The following is an 18,470-nucleotide window of genomic DNA, read 5'->3' as shown; positions in this document are numbered from 1 at the left end:
TATCTAGAGGGCTGGCAAATGGGATCACCGAGACAGATTGGCCTTGTTCTCAGCATCATGCTCATCACGGTAGGAGTATCTGCAGGCCAGATGCCATCTGAGATAGCTGAGATCAGGGGCCACATGGCAACCGCGGAGGGGGTGTGGAACGCAGAGGACTTCGGATGGTTCGTCTACGACCTGAAGGAGGGCATGGGGAGCGAGTCTCTTTCCATAATTCCCACAGAGAGAACGATCGAGGAAGGGAATTTGATATACTCGTGCAGAGCTGTGGCGAAGCGCTTCGAGTACGAAAGCTGGGGACGGTACCTCTGGATAGGGTTCCTGGGGAAGAGGTACCTCGCAGGGTATCCGGAGGGGCCGATTACAGAGGAGATCAGCTCCCTCGAAAAGGGCGAGCTCCGGGAGGTACTGATAGATTCTGATGATCGTTACACCATATCATCGGAGAGACCTCTGATTCTCGGTGATGGATACACTGTGGCGCTTGAGAGCGTCTCAGATGACGGGAGAAAGGCGTTCATAGAGCTGCTCATGGATGGTTCAACGGTTGATCGCGCGGTCGTCGAGGAGGGCAGCACGTATGTCTGGAAGCATCCAGAGACCGATATTCCTCTGATACTTATCCACGTCCGCTCCGGAATGCATGGCAGGGATGAGGACAGGGTGGACGTCGATGGTATCTTCCAGGTCAGCACCCATCCAGCCGTGGTCCTCACAGATGGTGCAACGATAGGACTCCTGAAGGTGAACGACATATCAGGGGATCGGATCGAGCTCAGGAACAGCGATGATATAGCCCTGAGCCCCGACAGCATGGTTCACATCGCCGGAGGTCTCGCTCTCAGGGTTACGGACAGTCCCACTCTCAGATACTACCCTGTGGGATTATACACCGAGTACGGGAGGTACATAATACGGGGGCCTGTCTTCCACGAGGGCGATCTGCATGTCCAGAAGATCATCGAGGACATACCTGCTTATGTCAGCACCGTCTGGGATTACAGGAACTACGCCGGCTTCTACTTTGACGATGAGGATATGATCGGAAGCGAGACGTTCGTCCTGAACGGCAGCTCCAGACGTGTCGTCCCGAGGTTCGGGCCGATTGTGCCTGTGGAGATGAACGGCTCAGTGGTCGGCTCGATGAGGGGATTGCTGTACTACACTTACATCCAGCCGAAACGCTTCGAGCGCGATTCGTGGGGAGAGTATTACGTTCTGAGCCTGTTCGGAGAGCTCTGGTTTGCAGGATATGGCAGAAACACGAGCTCCGAGATCGGAGAGAAGAGCATGTTCGACTACGAGCGCCTCGGGAGGGTTCTGATAGACACAGACGCTCAGGACATAGCGACATCTGGGAACATCTACTTCTTCAGGGACGGATACTCGCTTCTAATAAGAGACGTCGGCAAAGACAGGATCTTCGTGAGTCTCCTCAAGGATAACAGGATCGTGGACAACAGCACCATCAGCTCCAATTCGACATATGTCTACAAGAAAGACGTCTTCGATATCAAGGATCTCCCGATACTTGCAGTTCATGTAGGAGAGATCTTCAGGGACAAAGAGAGACAGATTGCGGTCATAGATGGCGTCTTCCAGATCTCAGATCAGATCTACCTCCCGATAGAGGGCGGCTCCAAGATAGGAGATATGGTGATATTCACTACTCCAAAGGGCATTTACATGGTGAATGACGAGTCGAAGTCGCTGGGGAAGGGGTCATCTGTAGAGATCTGGCCGGAGTATCCGGGCGTGACGAAGGGCCTCTATCTTGCGGTCGCGGACAACGATACCCTCAGGTACTTCCCATACACAGTGGCATACGTCGTTCCAATGCCGAGGATACTCCAGCTGGGAGTCCCGTCTGATGCTGCACCACCTGTCGCATTCAATGCCACAGTCAAGGCTGGCGAGATGAGGGGTGCTCTCGTGGAGGTTATGGATCCTCCCGGAAGGACTGTGTCGCTGAAGGAGATCTCCACCGGCAGAGGATTGGGCGACACATGGAGGTTTGATTGGACCTGGAACGGCACTGTGCCTGTGATGAATGATATGGTAGTGCCAGATGCAGATATCACCCCGACGAGTGCCATTCTTTACATCAACGATTCCTATTCTGCGAGCGTGGGCGTCTTCTTCGACCAGGCGGGCAGGATTGAGAGGATAATTGGAAACGATGGGAGAGTCTACTACTCCAGGGGCCAGATCATGTCGTTTGCTTCAGGGAGCAGACTCGCGTTCTTCTTGTGGAACAACAGCACGGTCGTTGGTCAAAAGAACCAGACGCTGGTGGGCGACATAAACGCGCTGGAGCCGCATATCGAGCGTGTTCCAGCAGCTCCAGGCAGATACACGCTCCAGCTCAGGGTGCAGAACATAATGGGGGAGGCGGTGGCAAGTGCCAAATTCAACCTCACCTCCCCGATTTACAGCACCCTTCCCCTCTTATCCCAAACTCATGAGAATGGAAGTTCTGCGAATAACAGCATGAACGGCGATATGCCGACCGGGCGGAAAACTGCGGAGGGGAGCAAGATCCCAGCTCCTGGAGCTGTCGCCTCGATTGTGGCGATAACCACATCCGCCATGATGGGAATCGCCATAAAAAGAATGCGCAAAGGCCTCAGACGAACTTAGGCCTCTCGGAGAGCCTCACCGGCAGGGGCAGCCTCCTCCAGGGCCTGCCCGCGGTCTCGCTCTGGAGCCTGGCGCGGAGCTCCTCCACGCTCATCTTGATTTTCTGGTTGGATGTTGATTCAGACCTCACAGTCACAGTCAGAAGCCCTGTGGAGAGCTCCTCGTCCCCTACGACAGCGACATAGGGCACCCACTCCCTTCCCGCATCTCTGATCTTCTTCCCCACGGTCTCATCCCTGTCGTCCACATCCACCCGGAAGTTCAGCTGCTCCGCGACCTCCATCGCCCTGGCATGGTGGCGCTCCGCGACCGGTATGATCCTGACCTGCGTTGGCGAGAGCCAGGTCGGAAGCATGGGGAGACCGCCGTTTGCAGCGATCATCGCCTGCTTCTCGAGAAGCGCGTACATCAGACGCTCTATCGCGCCTGATGGCGAGCAGTGAAGGATTATCGGCCTCTGCCTGTTCCCCTCAGCGTCCACGTAGCCGATATCGTACCTCTCCGCGTTCTCGACATCTATCTGTACCGTAGATAGAGCGCTTGCCTTGTCGAGCGCATCCACGAAGTTGAACTCGAACTTGAGCACGAAGTAGAAGAAGCGCTCATCCCACATCTCTATGAGCACAGGCTTATCCACGATATCAACAAGCCCCTCTATGAACGTTTTATTGTTCTCGTAGAAATCCTTCGTGAACCTTATTGCGACCTCATAATCTTTCAGGTCCAAACCTGCGTCCCTGAGCACTGATATGCTGGCCTCGTACTGCTTCCGGAACTCCTCCATGGCCGAGCTCATGTCGCCACAGAATGTATGCATGTCAGGCATTGTGAAGGCCCTCAGCCTGCGGAGCCCGACAAGCTCGCCGCGCTGCTCCCTTCTGAAGCTGTAACGGGTGAGCTCGAACATCCTGAGCGGGAGCGATCTGTATGAAAATGTCATATCATGCCCCATCAGGAACTGGCCGAAGCACGCGGCAAATCTGAGAAAGAGGTGTTTCTTATCAGCCTCTATCGCGTACTGCCTCGCCGGGAACCTGTCCAGGTACTTCTTCAGCGTCGGATGGTCCATGTCGTACATCACCGGAGTCTCGACCTCCATCGCGCCCATCTCGAGCGCCCTGTCGGTGACGTAGCTCTCCAGGAGTGACTTCACGAGCCTGCCCTTCGGGTAGTACCTCATGTTGCCCGGATCGGAGCCGGGCTCATAGTCGACTAGCTCCAGACGTCGCATGAGCTCTACATGTGGCGGGATCCTGTCGACCGCACGGCTCTTCTCTATCTCATATCTCACGAACTTCTCGAGCCGCTCGTGCCCCCTGAAGTCGAACTCCTCCGGAGGTACCATCTCACCGCCCTTCTTCATGATCCTCCAGTGCGATACAGCCTTGGCCTCGGATTTGAGAGCCTGGGATACGACCTCTCCCTCGCCGATTCTTATCGATCTTGAGAGTTCTGAGAGTGGATGGCCCTTGCATCTTATCGTGAAGGACTTGTACCATCCGAAGGGTGCGCGTGCGACCTCGAAGCTGCTCTTCAGCGTTGATTCAAGATCCCTGAGAACGCGCACAGCGGTCTCTGGTGAGGAAAGGGCGGAGCTCAGGTGTGCATAGGGATAGAGCATTATCCGCTCTGCTTTGACCCTCTTTGCCACCTCCTCGATCTCTCCGGCAGCCTGAGCCACAACAGCGTCCGGATCATCCTCATCGAACTTCTCCACAGCAATGAATGCGCAGAGTGCCTCGTCAAGCCTGCCTGATCTCGCCTCCTCAGGCACCTCCTCTGCGAACTTTGTTGGCTTCTTCGCCTCGAACTCTATGAAGTCTGAATGTATCAGAAGTAATTGCAATAGTATCACCCGATACGGATGGGAGGATGGCCCCCCAGTAAGTAAACCTTTCGATGGCCATGCTACAGCATGTGGTCTGCGAAGAAGATGCCCAATTCCGGCCGTGGACCTGAACCGAAGAAGCTCTCAGAGATCGGTGTTCTCCGGCAGGATAACTAGGTCGGATGCAGAACACGATGCACGGGTACACGACCCAGATGTCAGATACACCATTCTTTCAATCCGAGTTGGTGGCTGTTCTGATCTCGAGAGATGCAAGCTGGCGGGCAGGTCACAAAATTTTTTATAACATAAAATTATAACTATGTACCATGTCGCCATGGAAGATGCTTTTTCCACTCATTCTGGTACTTTTGCTCTCAGCCGGGGCGGCTGAGGAGTGGACTGAGGAGGAGTGGACTGAGGGGCCGATCGAGGGAGAGGCTGCGGTCTCCGGGGAGATCTCTTATGCATATGTAAGCGAGGAAGGGCCTGCCAGCGACTCTGCCCCGGAGGCGCTCATGAGTTATGACCTGGAGCATAACCAGCCTCAGACAGTCTACTTCGGCACTGAAGAGATGAGCTTCACCTCGTACAGAACAATGATATCGGGGGCGAACACGCTCTGGGTAGCAGACGGTGGTGTCTGGAGGCAGTACACCACATGCCCGCTGGGCGGCAGCGTCTCGCTGGTGGCAACGACGCCGTATGCGGGGCCAGGAGAACTCATCGAGATATACCCAAGGGGAAGCACGGATACCAAGAGGTACTGGTTCAACACATACAGCTATCTGAGCTTCTACGGAGATACACCTGGCCGACACATACTCCTCTTTGTAAAGGATAACCTGCCGAGCAATGCTGTGATCATTGACGTTGGCGGTGGAGGGTACATTCCTCCGAGCTCCGGCGGGCTTGCCCTGATCACCGTGACATCAGGCATGCTCAGAGGGTTTGATGTGGTTGTGGATGACACATATCGATACAGAGATGTCGATGACGGCTCGATCGATGGGACCATCAGCTTTACGGTTCTTGGCAATATGAACCACAAGATCGCGGTATCCAAGGGTGGATATCGTTATATTCAGACGAGATACTTCGTCGCAGGGAGGTCGTATACGCTGAGAATATGATCCAGCATGTGATCCAATCGAGAGGAACGTGCCGCAGCCGGAGACCAGTATCATCTCTCACCTGGAATAACAGGGCGCAAACTCCAAAGGAGAGGAGGTCACGCGTACCCCCACAGCACCGGTGCCCCCTGATCTGCGCACCGGTGCTGTGGGGGATGAAGTCGATTGCTTTGGCTCCTCCGGCTGTTCATTCTGGATGCTCAGCCACATGAGTATGTAACTGTAAGAGCAGAGGCCATATCAAAATCTCCAACGCTATTGTACATCAGCTTGAGTGCGAGAGCTCTTGTGCACCACCGATCCGCACAATCGAGCTCTGGGCAGATTTTCGATGCAATTCTGAGACAACCTCGCAGATGATATGTCGATCTCCCGGCAGCTGCCACGTTTCAACATGCTATCTATACAATAGCATTTAGATGAATCGTCTATAAGTACATGGATTTGCGACATGTTGAGTCGACTCTCTGAATTGCAGAGCCTCATGCATACAGGAACCGGTGGTGTTATGGATATAAACAAAACGAGCAGCATGTACCTTGCCATGATGTATGTTTACATAAAGTCCTATGAGGAGGCCATAAGCGACTTCGAAACTGCTGTCAAGGATACAGGATTTGCAGATCTTGCGATAGAGGCGGTCAGGGAGAAGTTTCGGGAGAGGATCGAGAGGGTCTCCAAAGAGCTTGATATGCTCTCGTCCGGCAGCTGATCTGCCCGATTCAGACATTGAATTCGTCTCGAAACTATTTAAGCAACGATGCGGATCTCCATCGATCCATGCGCTGAAATACAATCCACACAAATCAATACGCCTGGGGATTTTGAGACGACTTCATTTATAAGCGCGTGCGTTTAAAATGAGAGCGCTGCATGGAGAGTTTAACATTCTGTGCCAAATCGTCTCTGGGCGTGACCGACCGCATCTCAAAACGCTTTCCTTCCTTTTGGCACATCAATCCCATCACATGCGAGGTTTTGCTGCTCTCCGCTTGGCAAACTGCCACACGTGAACCGCACAAAATTATCTGTCTGGTTGTAAACTTTTTTTGTTAAAAAAGTTTAAATAAAAATCCGTTGTCTCGTATGCTGGTGATTGCATGGGAATGCTTGAGGATGCCGCAGCTGGAAGGCTGAATGACGAGATGAGACTAGTGGCACAGGCTGAGGGAAAGAGTCCTGAGTTCATACGCAGAGGCATTGCAAGCGGAAGAATAGTGATACCCATCTCTCCATACAGAGAGACCAGGCCGGTGGGTATAGGAAAGGGCCTGCGCACCAAGGTGAACGCATCCATAGGCACGAGCTCTGACATCGTGGATGTGGATATGGAGGTCGAGAAGGCGCGTGTTGCGGAGAGCGCAGGGGCTGACACGCTGATGGAGCTCTCAACAGGCGGTGACCTGCGCGAGATCCGGAGGAGGGTGATAGAGGTGACGAGCCTCAGCGTCGGCAGCGTTCCGCTCTATCAGGCATTCATCGAGGCGATAAGGAAGCACGGCGCAGGCGTTGATATGACAGAGGACGAGCTGTTCCGGGCTGTGGATGAGCAGGCGCGGATGGGCACCAACTTCATGGCGATACATACAGGAATAAACAGAATCTGCCTGGAGCGCCTGAAGGCGCAGGGCGGCAGGTTCGGAGGGCTCTGCAGCCGTGGGGGCGCGTTCATGATAGCCTGGATGCTTCATAACGAAAAGGAGAACCCTCTGTATAGCGAATTCGACTACCTTCTTGAGATACTGAAGGAGCATGAGGTGACTCTTAGCCTCGGGAACGGCATGCGTGCGGGCGCGATTCACGACTCGACGGATAGAGCTCAGATACAGGAGCTTGTAATCAATGCGGAGCTCGCGGACAGAGCGCAGGCGGCAGGCGTCCAGACGATCGTCGAGGGGCCGGGGCACATACCTGTTGATGAGATAGAGGCGAACATAAGGATCATGAAGCGCATGACCGATGAGCGGCCGTTTTACATGCTGGGTCCTCTGGTGACAGATATAGCTCCCGGCTACGATCATATCGTGGCTGCTATTGGGGCGAGCCTGTCCAGCGCATACGGTGCAGACTTCATCTGCTACGTCACACCTGCGGAGCACCTTGCGCTCCCCACTCCGGAGGATGTCAGGGAGGGTGTAATCGCTGCAAGAATCGCTGCTTATATCGGGGATATGATCAAGCTCGGCAGAAGAGACAGGGATCTGGAGATGGGGAGGGCAAGAAGAGATCTGCTCTGGGATATGCAGTTTCACCTGGCACTGGACCCGCAGAGGGCCAGGCAGATCAGGGCTGAGAGAGAGCCTGCTGATAGCAGGGTCTGCACGATGTGCGGCGATTACTGCGCTCTGAAGATAATAAAGAGCAGCATCAACCTGAGCAAGTAGCTGTCAGTCGTCCTGGCGTTTGCTGAGAGACTGCCCCCTGCTGCATGAGCCCAGCTCTCAGCACATGGATCTTCAATGATCACAGAGACTATCAGGACGATATGCAGATATCCCGATCCAGCCACTGGATCTATAAATCATAAGCACAGGCTACCACCAGGAAGGGCTTTCCATGCGAGAATATCTTCTGGGCAATGTGGCAATCGCAAGAGGAATCCTGGAGGCAGGTGCTGGACTTGCAGCCGGCTATCCAGGGACCCCCTCATCTGAGATCATAGATACCCTTTCAGGTATCGCATCCAGGTATGACATTCACGTCGAATGGTCTGTCAATGAGAAGGCAGCTCTTGAGGTCGCAATAGGCGGGTCCTGGGCTGGAACGAGATCCGTCGCGACGATGAAGCACGTCGGCCTGAATGTAGCGGCTGACCCTTTCATGACGCTGGCGTATCTCGGGGTCGACGCGGGGCTCGTCATAGTCTCCGCTGATGATCCGTACTGCCACTCCTCTCAGAACGAGCAGGACACAAGGCGGTACGCGCAGTTCGCATCTGTTCCATGCCTCGATCCCGCAGATCCCCAGGAGGCGAAGGACATGACGATCTACGCCTTCGAGCTCTCAGAGCGTTTCGGCGTGCCGGTGCTCCTCCGCCCCACAACGCGGGTCTCGCACGCGAGGTCTGATGTTGAGACGGGCGAGATTCCTGAGGGCAGGAGAAGGGGTCGGGGATTCAGAAAGGATCCTGCCCGACGCGTCTCCCTGCCAGTAAATGCGAGGAGGCTCCACAGGGAGCTGATCGATAAGCAGAAAGACATGGAGAGAGAGATCGAATCCGCTCCCTGGAACAGGCTTGCGCTGAAAGGAGATGTTGGTGTGATATCCTCCGGCATAGGAGGGCTCTACGCAGAGGAGGCTCTGGCAAATCTTGGTGCAGATCTATCCCTTCTCCGCATAGGCACGTATCCAGTTCCGTCGCGCCAGATCGAGGAGATCGTGAAGCATACCTCTAAAGTTATGGTAATCGAGGAGATGGAGCCTGTAGTTGAGGAGCAGGTCGAGATTGTGGCGAGACGCTGTAATCCTGAGCTTCAGATCCTCGGAAAGAAAAGCGGGGATGTCCCCAGAGCTGGCGAGCTGGATCTCCTCACAGTGAGAAATGCGATCGCGAGGATGCTTGGCATGAGCGCTATCGTGCCGAAGGATCTCCCCGGCACCGAGATCGTACCGCCTAGGCCGCCATCGCTCTGCCCGGGATGTGGGCACAGAGCTGCGTACTACGCCATGCGAAAGGCGTTCGGAAAGGACGCGATATACACCAACGACATCGGATGCTACACCATCGGGATCTCGATGGGCACTGTGGACACGTGCCTGTGCATGGGCGCCAGCATCACAATCGGCTCGGGCATCAGGTTCGGCGGCGACGAGCGGCCGATATGCTGCTGCATAGGTGACTCGACATTCCTGCATGCTGGCATGACGGGATTGCTGAACGCAGCGTACAACAAATCAAGAATGACCATAGCGATACTCGACAACTCGACGACCGCGATGACCGGCCATCAGCCACATCCTGGCACAGGGAAGACAGCGACAGGAGAGGAGAGTGTGCGCATCTCGCTCGAGGGGATAGCGAAAGCACTCGGCGCTGGGCATGTCGAATGCATCGATCCGTACAGCCTGGAGGAGAGCATCAACGCATTCGCGCGTGCGAGGGATTTCGCAGGGCTCTCTGTGGTGATATCGAGAGCACCGTGCAGGATACTGCTCAGAAGAAAGGGTGAGAGGTTCAGGCGCTACAGGGTCACCGATGAGTGTGTGGGTTGCAGGCAGTGTCTCGAATTCGACTGCCCAGCCATAGAGTTCGATGAGAAGGCGTCCATCAATCAGCTCTGCACCGGGTGCGGCGTGTGCGCGCAGATCTGCCCGAAGGGCGCGATAGAGGTGGTGAAATGAGAACATCGAAGTGCGACATAGTGATTGTGGGGGTCGGCGGACAGGGCGTGATTCTCATCTCCGAGATCATAGGCAGGGCGGCATTGAAGGCAGGGCTCCCCGTGAGGGCTGCGGAGACACACGGCATGGCACAGCGGGGCGGGAGCGTCATAAACCACACACGCCTCGGATGCATCTACGGCCCGATGGTCCCTGAGGGCGGCGCAGATCTTCTCGTCGCTCTCGAGCCTGCTGAGGCTCTCAGGTATGGGAGATATCTTTCAAGCGGTGGCGTTGCGCTTGTGAATACAAAGCCCGTGCTTCCTACGACGGTCACTACGGGCCACTTCAGATACCCGGATATCGAGGAGATACTCGCTCCGCTGAGAGGCGTCGGACGGGTGATATCCATGAATGCGACAGAGATCGCTGAAAGGGCGGGAAATTCGCAGACAGCAAACATCGTGATGCTCGGAGCCATGTCCAGATTCATGCCGATCGAGGAGGCTCTGATCCTGGATGCGCTCAGGGACTCTGTTCCAGCGAAGTATCTAGATGTCAACCTGAAGGCGTTCGAGCTGGGAAAGGCTGAAGTATCCGGATAACTGGATGTCTGAGCATGGAGATGAACCCCGATAAAAACCAAGTGGATGAGCCAGAGATCCCCGAGGTCCTGCCCGATGAATCGTGGCCCACAGACCGTCTCATAGAGGCGACCAGAGACAAGAACATGCTCGTCAGGTCGAACGCTGTGAGCATTCTGTCCGCCAGAGAGGGACCGGAAGTCGTCGAGGCCCTCATCCAGGCGATGAAGGATGAGGATTATGTTGTGAGAAGCAACGCGATGGTCAGGCTCTCCGAGAGGGGCACAGCGGTCCTCGACAGAGTTCTGGAGGCGCTGAACGACCCTGATGAAGAGATACGGGCCGGGGCTGCATGGGTGCTCGGTGAGCTGAAGGACCCCAGGGCGATAGAGCCGCTTCAGAAGGCGATGGACGATGAGAATATGGTCGTGAGAATCCAGGCAAAGGCATCGCTGATGGCAATGGGGGTCATTGGCCAGAAGAAGTGATCGATGATGACGGTGGATGGTCGGGATTTTCCGCAGTCCATCATATTTTCGCTAGCCTTCGCCGTCGTGAGATTGTCCCGTGCGATGCGTCCGGTCTTAACCATGTGATGCTCATGTGGTAAGCGCAACCGCCGCCCGGACGCATTTCTTCGCCGATAATTCATTCGAGCAGGTCCTCGGGTATTGCGCCTGTAAGCGATTCTATTCTGCGCTCTGCGCCCTCTATTTTAGAGCTGCAGATCCTCACGAGCCGGACGCCCCGCTCGAAGAGCTCCAGGCTCTCGTCAAGTGAGAGCCTGCCGGATTCAAGCTCCCTGACGATCTCCTCCAGCTCATTCAAAGCGCTCTCAAGGGATTGCTCTGATATCTCAACCACGCTCCGATATTTTTCTGATATCCAGGACTGCATTACACAGAGCAGCCAGCCACCACAATAGCGGGTACTGGCAGATGCGACTGTCGCATTGTATGTGCAGTTTTGGAGACGAGATTGGTGTGTAACGGCGCTGGACAGCGCTGGGTATTATCGAGGATTACTATAAATCTGTTATTCCCTTGGCAATTTCCCTGTGCAGCAAAGATCATTACAGTAGATAAATTTAAATATAATCAAAGATCTAGTTTCTCTGGAGGGGGTAGCTCTGAGATACAACTGGGCTGGCGATACGATCGTCAGGGATACAATAGTCTGGAGCAAGAGGGCTGTTCTGGGGAACGAGAATGTATTCATCCCCACAGATGTGAGGGAGTGGATATCGTATCCGGACAGCGAGGTCATCAAGCTCGCCCTGAAGGAGATGAATCTTCCGGCATCGAGGGCAGCGGGGACTTTTGACGAAAGGGCATGGAAGGTCTGGAAGTATGTGGCTGAGAATATCGAGTACGTCTCAGATAAAAAGGCATTTGGCATGCCCGACTTCTGGCTGTTTCCTGCAGAGACCCTCACCCTGCGCAGGGGTGACTGTGAGGATTCGTCGTTTCTGCTCGCCACGCTTATGATCGCCAGTGGGATAAGCGAACACTGCGTCAGGGTTGTGATTGGGAGGGTCTTCACGAGAAACACAGCATACGGTCACTGCTGGGTTGTCTACCAGAACGAGAGCGGTACCTGGTGCCTGCTGGAGAGCACATTAAATTCGATTCCGCAGAGGCTGCCTCCTGCAGATCCGTTCACAGAGCAAGGAAGCGGGGATCGATATGAGCCCCAGCTCTGCTTCAACCGCAACCACATGTGGTCGATAGCGCCCAGTGAGATACGCCTCTCAGAATACATCAGCTCCAGGGAGATCCCCGGCGGGTACCGCCCTAGGAGCCCAGAGATCTGAGCCGCGCCTCGATCCCACGCCAGTGAGATCCCCGCCAGTAGATCTTCCCGCACTCGGAGCACATCCATCTTCCATTCCCCATATCGAGAAGTTCGCCATTGCAGATTGTGCATCTCTCCGGATTTAGGCTGAGGTCGATGCCCCTCCCCCGCACCTCTCTCAGCTGTTCATCGATATGTGATGATCTGATGAGGATGCATCTCACCCCTTCCCTCTCGCACAGCTCTGCCAGAGACCTGTCGCGCGTGAGCAGTGTTCTCCTATCCCCTGCCTGCGCGATGAGGTCGACATCGCTCATCGATCTGGGATTCTCCACATCATGCCCTGCAAGCCTGAGCCATCTTCCCAGGCGCATCAGCATGTGATCCACCACAAACTCAGCCGTATGGAGGCCTCCGCAAGCTCACTATAACAACCTGCACCAGATATATATCCTCTGGATCAACCGTTATCCGGATGAGAAGGGTTGCATGGGGTATAACCGGCGGCGGCCAGTACCTGGCTGAGAGCGTGAGGGCGATGCGAGAGGTCGCAGCCCAACACAGGGTATGCACGTTTGTCTCGAAAGCAGGTGAGGAGGTTTTGCGGATGTACGGGCTGCTCGAGGAACTCCGTGAGATCTCTGGAGGCGGCTACCTGGAGGAGATCTTCCTGGAGAGCGAGTCTGGAAGGAGCTTTCCGATGACTGGAAGGCTCATGATAGGAAGGTATGACCTGCTCCTCATCGCGCCTGCCACATCGAATACAGTGGCGAAGATCGCATGCGGGATCTCGGATACAATAGTCACGAATGCGGCTGCGCTCGCCGAGAAGGCGCAGGTGCCGGTGCTGGTGCTGCCGACTGATGTGAGGGAAGCGGTGACGAGAGCGCCGTATGCTGTGAACAGAGAGATGTGCAATGCATGTGAGATCTGTCCTCCGCAGACCGCCTGCCCACAGGGTGCGATATCTGGAGATGGCGTTCGCTCCATAGACCTGATGCGCTGCGATGGCTGTGGGACCTGTCTGCCTTTATGCAGCAGCAGCGCAATAGATGCTGTGAGGATGAACGTCAGACGGAGAGGCATAGATCAGAGGAACATCGAGATGCTCAGGGAGAGGGGCTACACGATCCTGGAGTCCCCTGAGGAGATACCTGAGGCTGTTGCGAAGACTGCGACCGGCAGGCACCCCCCAAGTGCGGGTGCATAATAACGCCTTTGATGTGATGGTCCCTCTGACAGAGTAGCGGATCGACGCGCTCAAATGCCGCGCTGGGATCCGGGATCTGCTGTAGTGAGGTATCTGGATGAACTCCTTGAGTAGTCAGATCGTTCATTTCGTACAGAGATACTACGTGGAGCCGATAATCAACGACAGCGGATACAATCCGGTGAACACTGTGACATGGGCGATCGTACTGGGCGTTTTCATAGTTCTGATACAGAGGGCGTTCAGGAGATATGGTATCGAGGTCAACAGCAGATTTATACTCGCAACTGCTCCCTACATAATCGCAGGCTCCTCGCTACGCGTCATTGAGGACGCGGAGCTGATCGATCCGCCGCTCAGCTACCTCCTGATAACGCCTCTCATCTACATTCTTGTGGCATCTGTGACTCTTCTCGCGCTCTTCATATCCAGAAGGCTCACAGGCGGCTACAGGCTGTACTCTGCTGTTGGCATCTCATGGAGCGCCCTGAATCTGCTTCTGCTCATCAGAGAGGGCGTGCAGCATGCATGGGTGCCACTGGCTGTCGTAGCTCTGGGATCATCGATCACCGGCTGTGTGTACATTCTATTACAAATCCTGCCACACAGTCTTTCGATGAGGAGATGCGCGCTCTCCGTCATCCTCTCACATATGCTCGATGCGAGCTCGACCTACATCGGGGTCGACTGGCTGGGCTATGAGGAGAAGCATGTCGTCCCCACACTGCTCATACACACTGCTGGAAGCGCGGCAGTGATGTACCCCCTAAAGCTGATCGTACTTCTGCCGCTGCTTGTCATACTGGATGAATCCCTCAGGAATGATAGGGATATTATGGGCATTCTTGTGCTGACGCTGCTGGTCCTGGGGCTTGCACCCGCCACAAGGAACACGCTGCGAATGATGCTCGGGATATGATGGCTATGATAAGCAGCGAAATCATAGAACCGCCGGAGAGGCGCGAATTACCAAACCGTCATCAAGGGATGCGCCAATACTTTTTGCGATTCTTGCCAGGGACCTGTCCGGATAAGAGCTGTGGCCAGAAATCTGATATTCCCCTCTTCTGCACATCATAAACACCTAATCCTTATTCGGACACGTCCGTTGCAGGCTGCCATTCTGCATGAATATCTCTGTACAGGATCCGGAAGCCCGCACCTAAAAGATTATCAATATCCTGGCAGGATACAGCGGGAGTCGATAATCATCTGGATGATCCGCGTCAATTGCCCCGCAAAGGCCGCGCCGGTCATGAGCAAGAGCACGCAACGTCGATAATCATCTGGATGATCCGCGTCAATTGCTCAGCATTCAGGCCGGTGTTTCCGCGATCCCACACCCCAGGAGGTTACATGAACCGACGAGATGCTGCACTCCTTGCAACCGCTGTGATGCTCAGCCTGGCCATAAGGCTGGCTCCTGCACTGTACAGGGGCGATACGATCTTCGATGGTTATGACGAGTACTACCATCTCAGAAGAATATTTTACACATTTCACCACTTCCCGCAGACGCTCTGGTTCGATTCGTACATAAACTACCCTCACGGCCTTGAGATAACATGGCCGCCTCTATTCGATATCGCTGTCGCAGCCATTGCGCATCTCGTCACGCCTCTGATCGGCGACAGATCTGTGGAAGCAGTCGCAGCGGTGATCTCCCCGATCCTGGGCGGCGTTCTTGTGGTGGTTGTTTATGCCATTGCCAGGGAGGTTTTTGATGTTAAAACCGCTTTGGTCTCTGCCTTCCTCCTGGCGGTATGCCCTTACAGCGTCATCAGAACGTCATTCGGCTCGCCGGACCACCACAGCCTTGAGATTCTTCTCTTCTCTTTGATAGTGCTGCTCCTGCTGTACACAATCAGAGGAGGGTACATCTGGAGCATATGTGCTGGTATCGCAGTGGCAGCTCTTGCCTACACATGGGCGGGGGCACCAATCTACCTTCTCATCATACCATCATTTGCAGTACTGCGAGCCATTCTGAGTCTGAGGGGGAATAGCGCCTTCGATTACAGACCCCTGCTCGTGTGCCTTGCTGTCGCATCTGTCCTCGTCCTTCCATTCGGCTTCAGCAGCTGGCTGCATGTATCTTTTCTGTCCATAATAATCATAACCGCCATCGTTCTCCTGACCACCATCATAGAGAAGCTTGCTCTCAGAAAGGATCTGCCATGGATCGTTCTGCCCGCATCCCTGTTCGCGGTTGCTCTGATAATCATCTTCATCAACTACAGCAGGATCCAAAGCGCCGTGGTCTACCTGATCGGAGGGGGGATGACGGGAAAGATAGCGGAGGCCGAGCCGCTCTTTGTCAATACAGACCCCTTCACACCACTGATCCTCTGGCTCCTGCTGTACATTCTGGGGGCAGCTGTTCTCCTTTATGAGACGGTGGCGAGTGTTAGTAGAGATGCCAGACTTCTCCTTCTGATCTGGGCAGTCCTGGCGCTCGCCCTGACATTCGGCCAGAAGAGGTTCATCTATGTCTCATCAACAGTCGGCCCCATACTGATGGCTCTGCTGCTCATCAGGGCGATCATATGGACCAGGTCATACCCATCGCGCAGGTTTATCGCCGGAGCGGCTCTTGCCATCATGATATTTCTTCCCATCATGGATCTCCCTGGCATAGTCAGCTCTGAGCCCGCGATCACCCAGGACTGGGTTGAGTCGCTGCAATGGCTCAGAAACAGTACACCTCAGACAAGCTACTTCGATGAGCCGTTCCAGGTCCCTGAGTACAGTGTGATGTGCTGGTGGGACTACGGGAACTGGATAGTCTACATCGGAGAGCGTCCTGTGGTTGCAAACAACTTCCAGACCGGTGTCCTGGAAGGATCGAGGTTCTTTTTGTCCGAGGACGAGGAATCCGCCCTCGAAATTCTGAACGAAAGGCGCGCCAGATACGTGATCACGGATCTCACAATGATCTACGGGAAGCTCCAGGCGATATGCAGCTGGCTCGGCGAGGATCCGTCCAGCTATCAAATGATCTACACAAAAAACGGAATGGTGGTCGTGCACAATCTGGAGCGGCTCAACAGAACGATGCTCACGGGTTTGCATCTCGATGACTGCAGCTACATGGAGCACTTCCGTCTCATCCACGAGTCCAGGAGCTTTGCAGGGCCGTATGGTGGAAGGCTAGCTGCAATGGTCAAGATCTTCGAGTGCGTCCCCGGAGCGGTCATAAGGGGAAGTGCGAGGGATGATACGATCGTTGTCGCTGTCCTGAACCTCAGCTCAAACCTTGGCAGGCCCTTCCAGTACGTGAACTACGCTGTCCCGCGCAACGGGAGCTACGAGATCAGGGTTCCGTACTCAACTGAGGGTGCGTATGGCATAAAAGCAGCCGGACCCTACCAGATTGTGGAGATCACACCGGCCACCGATGGCTGGGGAGATGTGACGCTCGTGAACGTCACTGAGGAGGATGTCCTGAAGGGCAGGATCGTGGAGCTAGGGGCGCCACTCTCCGCCGTCCCTGAGCCATGAGTCGATGTCGAATGCTGCCCTCTTCCCCGCGCCCATTGCGCTTATAACGGTCGCGCTTCCTGTTGCGATATCCCCCCCAGCCCATATCCGCTCGATCGACGTCCTTCCCCTCTCATCCACATCCACAGTCCCCCATCTTGTTGTCCTCAGACCTGGAACACTTCTTAGCACGAGAGGATTTGGGGTTGTGCCGATCGCTATGATCGCTGTGTCGATCTCCATGGTGAACTCGGAGCCCTTTTTCTCAACAGGCCTTCTCCTGCCGCTGGCATCAGGCTCCCCAAGCTCCATCCTGACACACTCCATCGCCCGGACCATCCCATCGCCCTCGAACGCGACCGGGTTCGTGAGGAGATCGAATATCACGCCCTCTTCCTTCGCGTTCTCGATCTCCTCGAGCCTCGCGGGCATCTCGGCCTCCGATCTCCGATAGACTATATGCACCTCAACTGCCCCGAGCCGCAGAGCGGATCTGGCCGCATCCATGGCGACGTTGCCTCCCCCAATGACAGCGACCTTCCTGCCTTTATTTATCGGGGTGTCGAAGTCGGGGAACATGTATGCCTTCATCAGATTGATTCTTGTGAGATACTCATTTGCAGAGTATATCCCGCCGAGATTCTCGCCAGGTATGTTCAGAAATCGTGGGGCTCCAGCGCCTATGCCCAGGAAGATGGCATCGTATTCTCTAAGAAGATCCTGGACCCCCACAGTCCTGCCCACGACAGCGTCGAGCTCGATCTTGACACCGAGAGATCTAACGTAATCGACCTCTCTCTTCACGATGCTCTTGGGCAGCCTGAACTCCGGTATCCCATAGGTGAGAACGCCACCAGCCTCGTGGAGCGCCTCGAATATTGTTACATCATGACCCATCAGTGCGAGATCCGCTGCGCATGTGAGCCCTGCAGGCCCGGAGCCGACGATCGCGATGCGTTTCCCTTTTGTGCTTTCCCTGGCTCTCCTGCAATCACGACCGAAGTCGGCTGCGTACCTCTCAAGCCTCCCTATCGCGATAGGCTCGTCCTTCCTGGCGAGAACACATCTGCTCTCGCACTGCTCCTCCTGAGGGCAGACCCTGCCGCATATCCCGGGAAGGCTGTTCCTGCGCTTGATTATTCTGAGCGCCTCATCAGCATCGCCCCTCCTCAGCGCATCTATGAACTGCGGGATCTCAACGCCGACAGGGCAGCCCTCTACACATCCGGGCTTCTTGCACCCGAGGCATCTATCAGCCTCCCGAAGAGCATCCTCTTTACTGTACCCTAGAGCCACCTCTGAGAAGTTCCTGCGCCTCAACTCAGGGGTCTGCTTTGGCATCTTCACTCTGGGCGACATTCTGCAACCCAGATGATGGGTCTCTGACAAATAGCTGACGGATACATGCAGGCGTTCGGTTAGATACAAAATATTGATCATGTTATAAAACACACCAGCGTGGCTCATGAAGCTGAATC

15 protein-coding genes are annotated in these 18,470 nt (G+C 55.1%); 11 read left to right on the top strand and 4 right to left on the bottom strand.

What is annotated here, in order from left to right:
* The first annotated feature begins 18 nt into the window (after positions 1-18).
* Entirely contained in the window at positions 19-2,643 is a 2,625-nt protein-coding gene (locus MTHE_RS06125) for an S-layer protein domain-containing protein (protein ID WP_011696352.1), read from the top strand.
* Here the strand turns inward: MTHE_RS06125 and MTHE_RS06120 are convergent.
* Positions 2,630-4,489, bottom strand: a complete 1,860-nt coding sequence (locus tag MTHE_RS06120) for a threonine--tRNA ligase (RefSeq protein WP_011696351.1) — start codon at positions 4,487-4,489, stop codon at positions 2,630-2,632. The two genes, MTHE_RS06125 and MTHE_RS06120, sit on opposite strands and share 14 nt — an antisense overlap.
* A 311-nt stretch (positions 4,490-4,800) precedes the next feature.
* On the opposite strand from MTHE_RS06120, the gene MTHE_RS06115 reads away from it, so the two are divergent.
* From MTHE_RS06115 to MTHE_RS06090, 6 genes are all read left to right on the top strand, one after another.
* Complete coding sequence (locus MTHE_RS06115) at positions 4,801-5,604, top strand: hypothetical protein (protein ID WP_011696350.1); 804 nt, start codon at positions 4,801-4,803, stop codon at positions 5,602-5,604.
* Positions 5,605-6,112: 508 nt separating this feature from the next.
* A complete protein-coding gene (locus MTHE_RS06110) occupies positions 6,113-6,316 on the top strand; it encodes a hypothetical protein (RefSeq protein ID WP_011696349.1) in 204 nt (67 codons plus the stop codon).
* Positions 6,317-6,704: 388 nt separating this feature from the next.
* On the top strand, positions 6,705-7,988 hold the full coding sequence (gene thiC, locus MTHE_RS06105; protein WP_011696348.1) for a phosphomethylpyrimidine synthase ThiC: 1,284 nt from the start codon (positions 6,705-6,707) through the stop codon (positions 7,986-7,988).
* 172 nt (positions 7,989-8,160) lie between these two features.
* Positions 8,161-9,945 (top strand): indolepyruvate ferredoxin oxidoreductase subunit alpha, encoded by a 1,785-nt coding sequence (gene iorA, locus MTHE_RS06100; protein ID WP_011696347.1) that lies wholly within the window; start codon positions 8,161-8,163, stop codon positions 9,943-9,945.
* A complete protein-coding gene (iorB, locus tag MTHE_RS06095; protein ID WP_011696346.1) occupies positions 9,942-10,529 on the top strand; it encodes an indolepyruvate ferredoxin oxidoreductase subunit beta in 588 nt (195 codons plus the stop codon). Before iorA ends, iorB begins: the two co-directional genes overlap by 4 nt.
* Before the next feature lie 14 nt (positions 10,530-10,543).
* On the top strand, positions 10,544-10,996 hold the full coding sequence (locus MTHE_RS06090; protein ID WP_011696345.1) for a HEAT repeat domain-containing protein: 453 nt from the start codon (positions 10,544-10,546) through the stop codon (positions 10,994-10,996).
* A gap of 160 nt (positions 10,997-11,156) precedes the next feature.
* Here the strand turns inward: MTHE_RS06090 and xseB are convergent, their stop codons facing one another.
* The gene (gene xseB, locus MTHE_RS06085; protein WP_011696344.1) at positions 11,157-11,405 is read right to left on the bottom strand and encodes an exodeoxyribonuclease VII small subunit; all 249 of its coding nucleotides are present in this window, start codon (positions 11,403-11,405) and stop codon (positions 11,157-11,159) included.
* A gap of 331 nt (positions 11,406-11,736) precedes the next feature.
* Here xseB and MTHE_RS06080 point away from each other — a divergent pair, with 331 nt between their 5' ends.
* Positions 11,737-12,321: a transglutaminase-like domain-containing protein gene (locus tag MTHE_RS06080; protein WP_011696343.1), complete on the top strand. Its 585-nt coding sequence runs from the start codon at positions 11,737-11,739 to the stop codon at positions 12,319-12,321.
* Here MTHE_RS06080 and MTHE_RS06075 read toward each other — a convergent pair.
* On the bottom strand, positions 12,302-12,691 hold the full coding sequence (locus MTHE_RS06075) for a Mut7-C RNAse domain-containing protein (RefSeq protein WP_268741189.1): 390 nt from the start codon (positions 12,689-12,691) through the stop codon (positions 12,302-12,304). The two genes, MTHE_RS06080 and MTHE_RS06075, sit on opposite strands and share 20 nt — an antisense overlap.
* 86 nt (positions 12,692-12,777) lie before the next feature.
* On the opposite strand from MTHE_RS06075, the gene MTHE_RS06070 reads away from it, so the two are divergent.
* The 3 genes from MTHE_RS06070 to MTHE_RS06060 all read left to right on the top strand — a co-directional run bounded on the left by MTHE_RS06070 (position 12,778) and on the right by MTHE_RS06060 (position 17,013).
* A complete protein-coding gene (locus MTHE_RS06070; protein WP_011696341.1) occupies positions 12,778-13,512 on the top strand; it encodes a dihydromethanopterin reductase (acceptor) in 735 nt (244 codons plus the stop codon).
* A 97-nt stretch (positions 13,513-13,609) separates the two neighbouring features.
* Positions 13,610-14,431, top strand: coding sequence for a DUF63 family protein (locus MTHE_RS06065; protein WP_011696340.1), 822 nt, complete (start codon positions 13,610-13,612; stop codon positions 14,429-14,431).
* Between the two features lie 437 nt (positions 14,432-14,868).
* On the top strand, positions 14,869-17,013 hold the full coding sequence (locus MTHE_RS06060; protein WP_175265863.1) for an oligosaccharyl transferase, archaeosortase A system-associated: 2,145 nt from the start codon (positions 14,869-14,871) through the stop codon (positions 17,011-17,013).
* Here the strand turns inward: MTHE_RS06060 and gltA are convergent.
* Entirely contained in the window at positions 16,978-18,351 is a 1,374-nt protein-coding gene (gene gltA / locus MTHE_RS06055) for an NADPH-dependent glutamate synthase (RefSeq protein ID WP_011696338.1), read from the bottom strand. The genes MTHE_RS06060 and gltA overlap by 36 nt on opposite strands.
* Between the last annotated feature and the right edge of the window lie 119 nt (positions 18,352-18,470).

Origin of the sequence: Methanothrix thermoacetophila PT, from assembly GCF_000014945.1 — an archaeon.
GTDB lineage: Archaea > Halobacteriota > Methanosarcinia > Methanotrichales > Methanotrichaceae > Methanothrix_B > Methanothrix_B thermoacetophila.
Note: the sequence above shows the minus strand (reverse complement) of the source record. Positions and strands in the feature narration are given on the sequence as shown.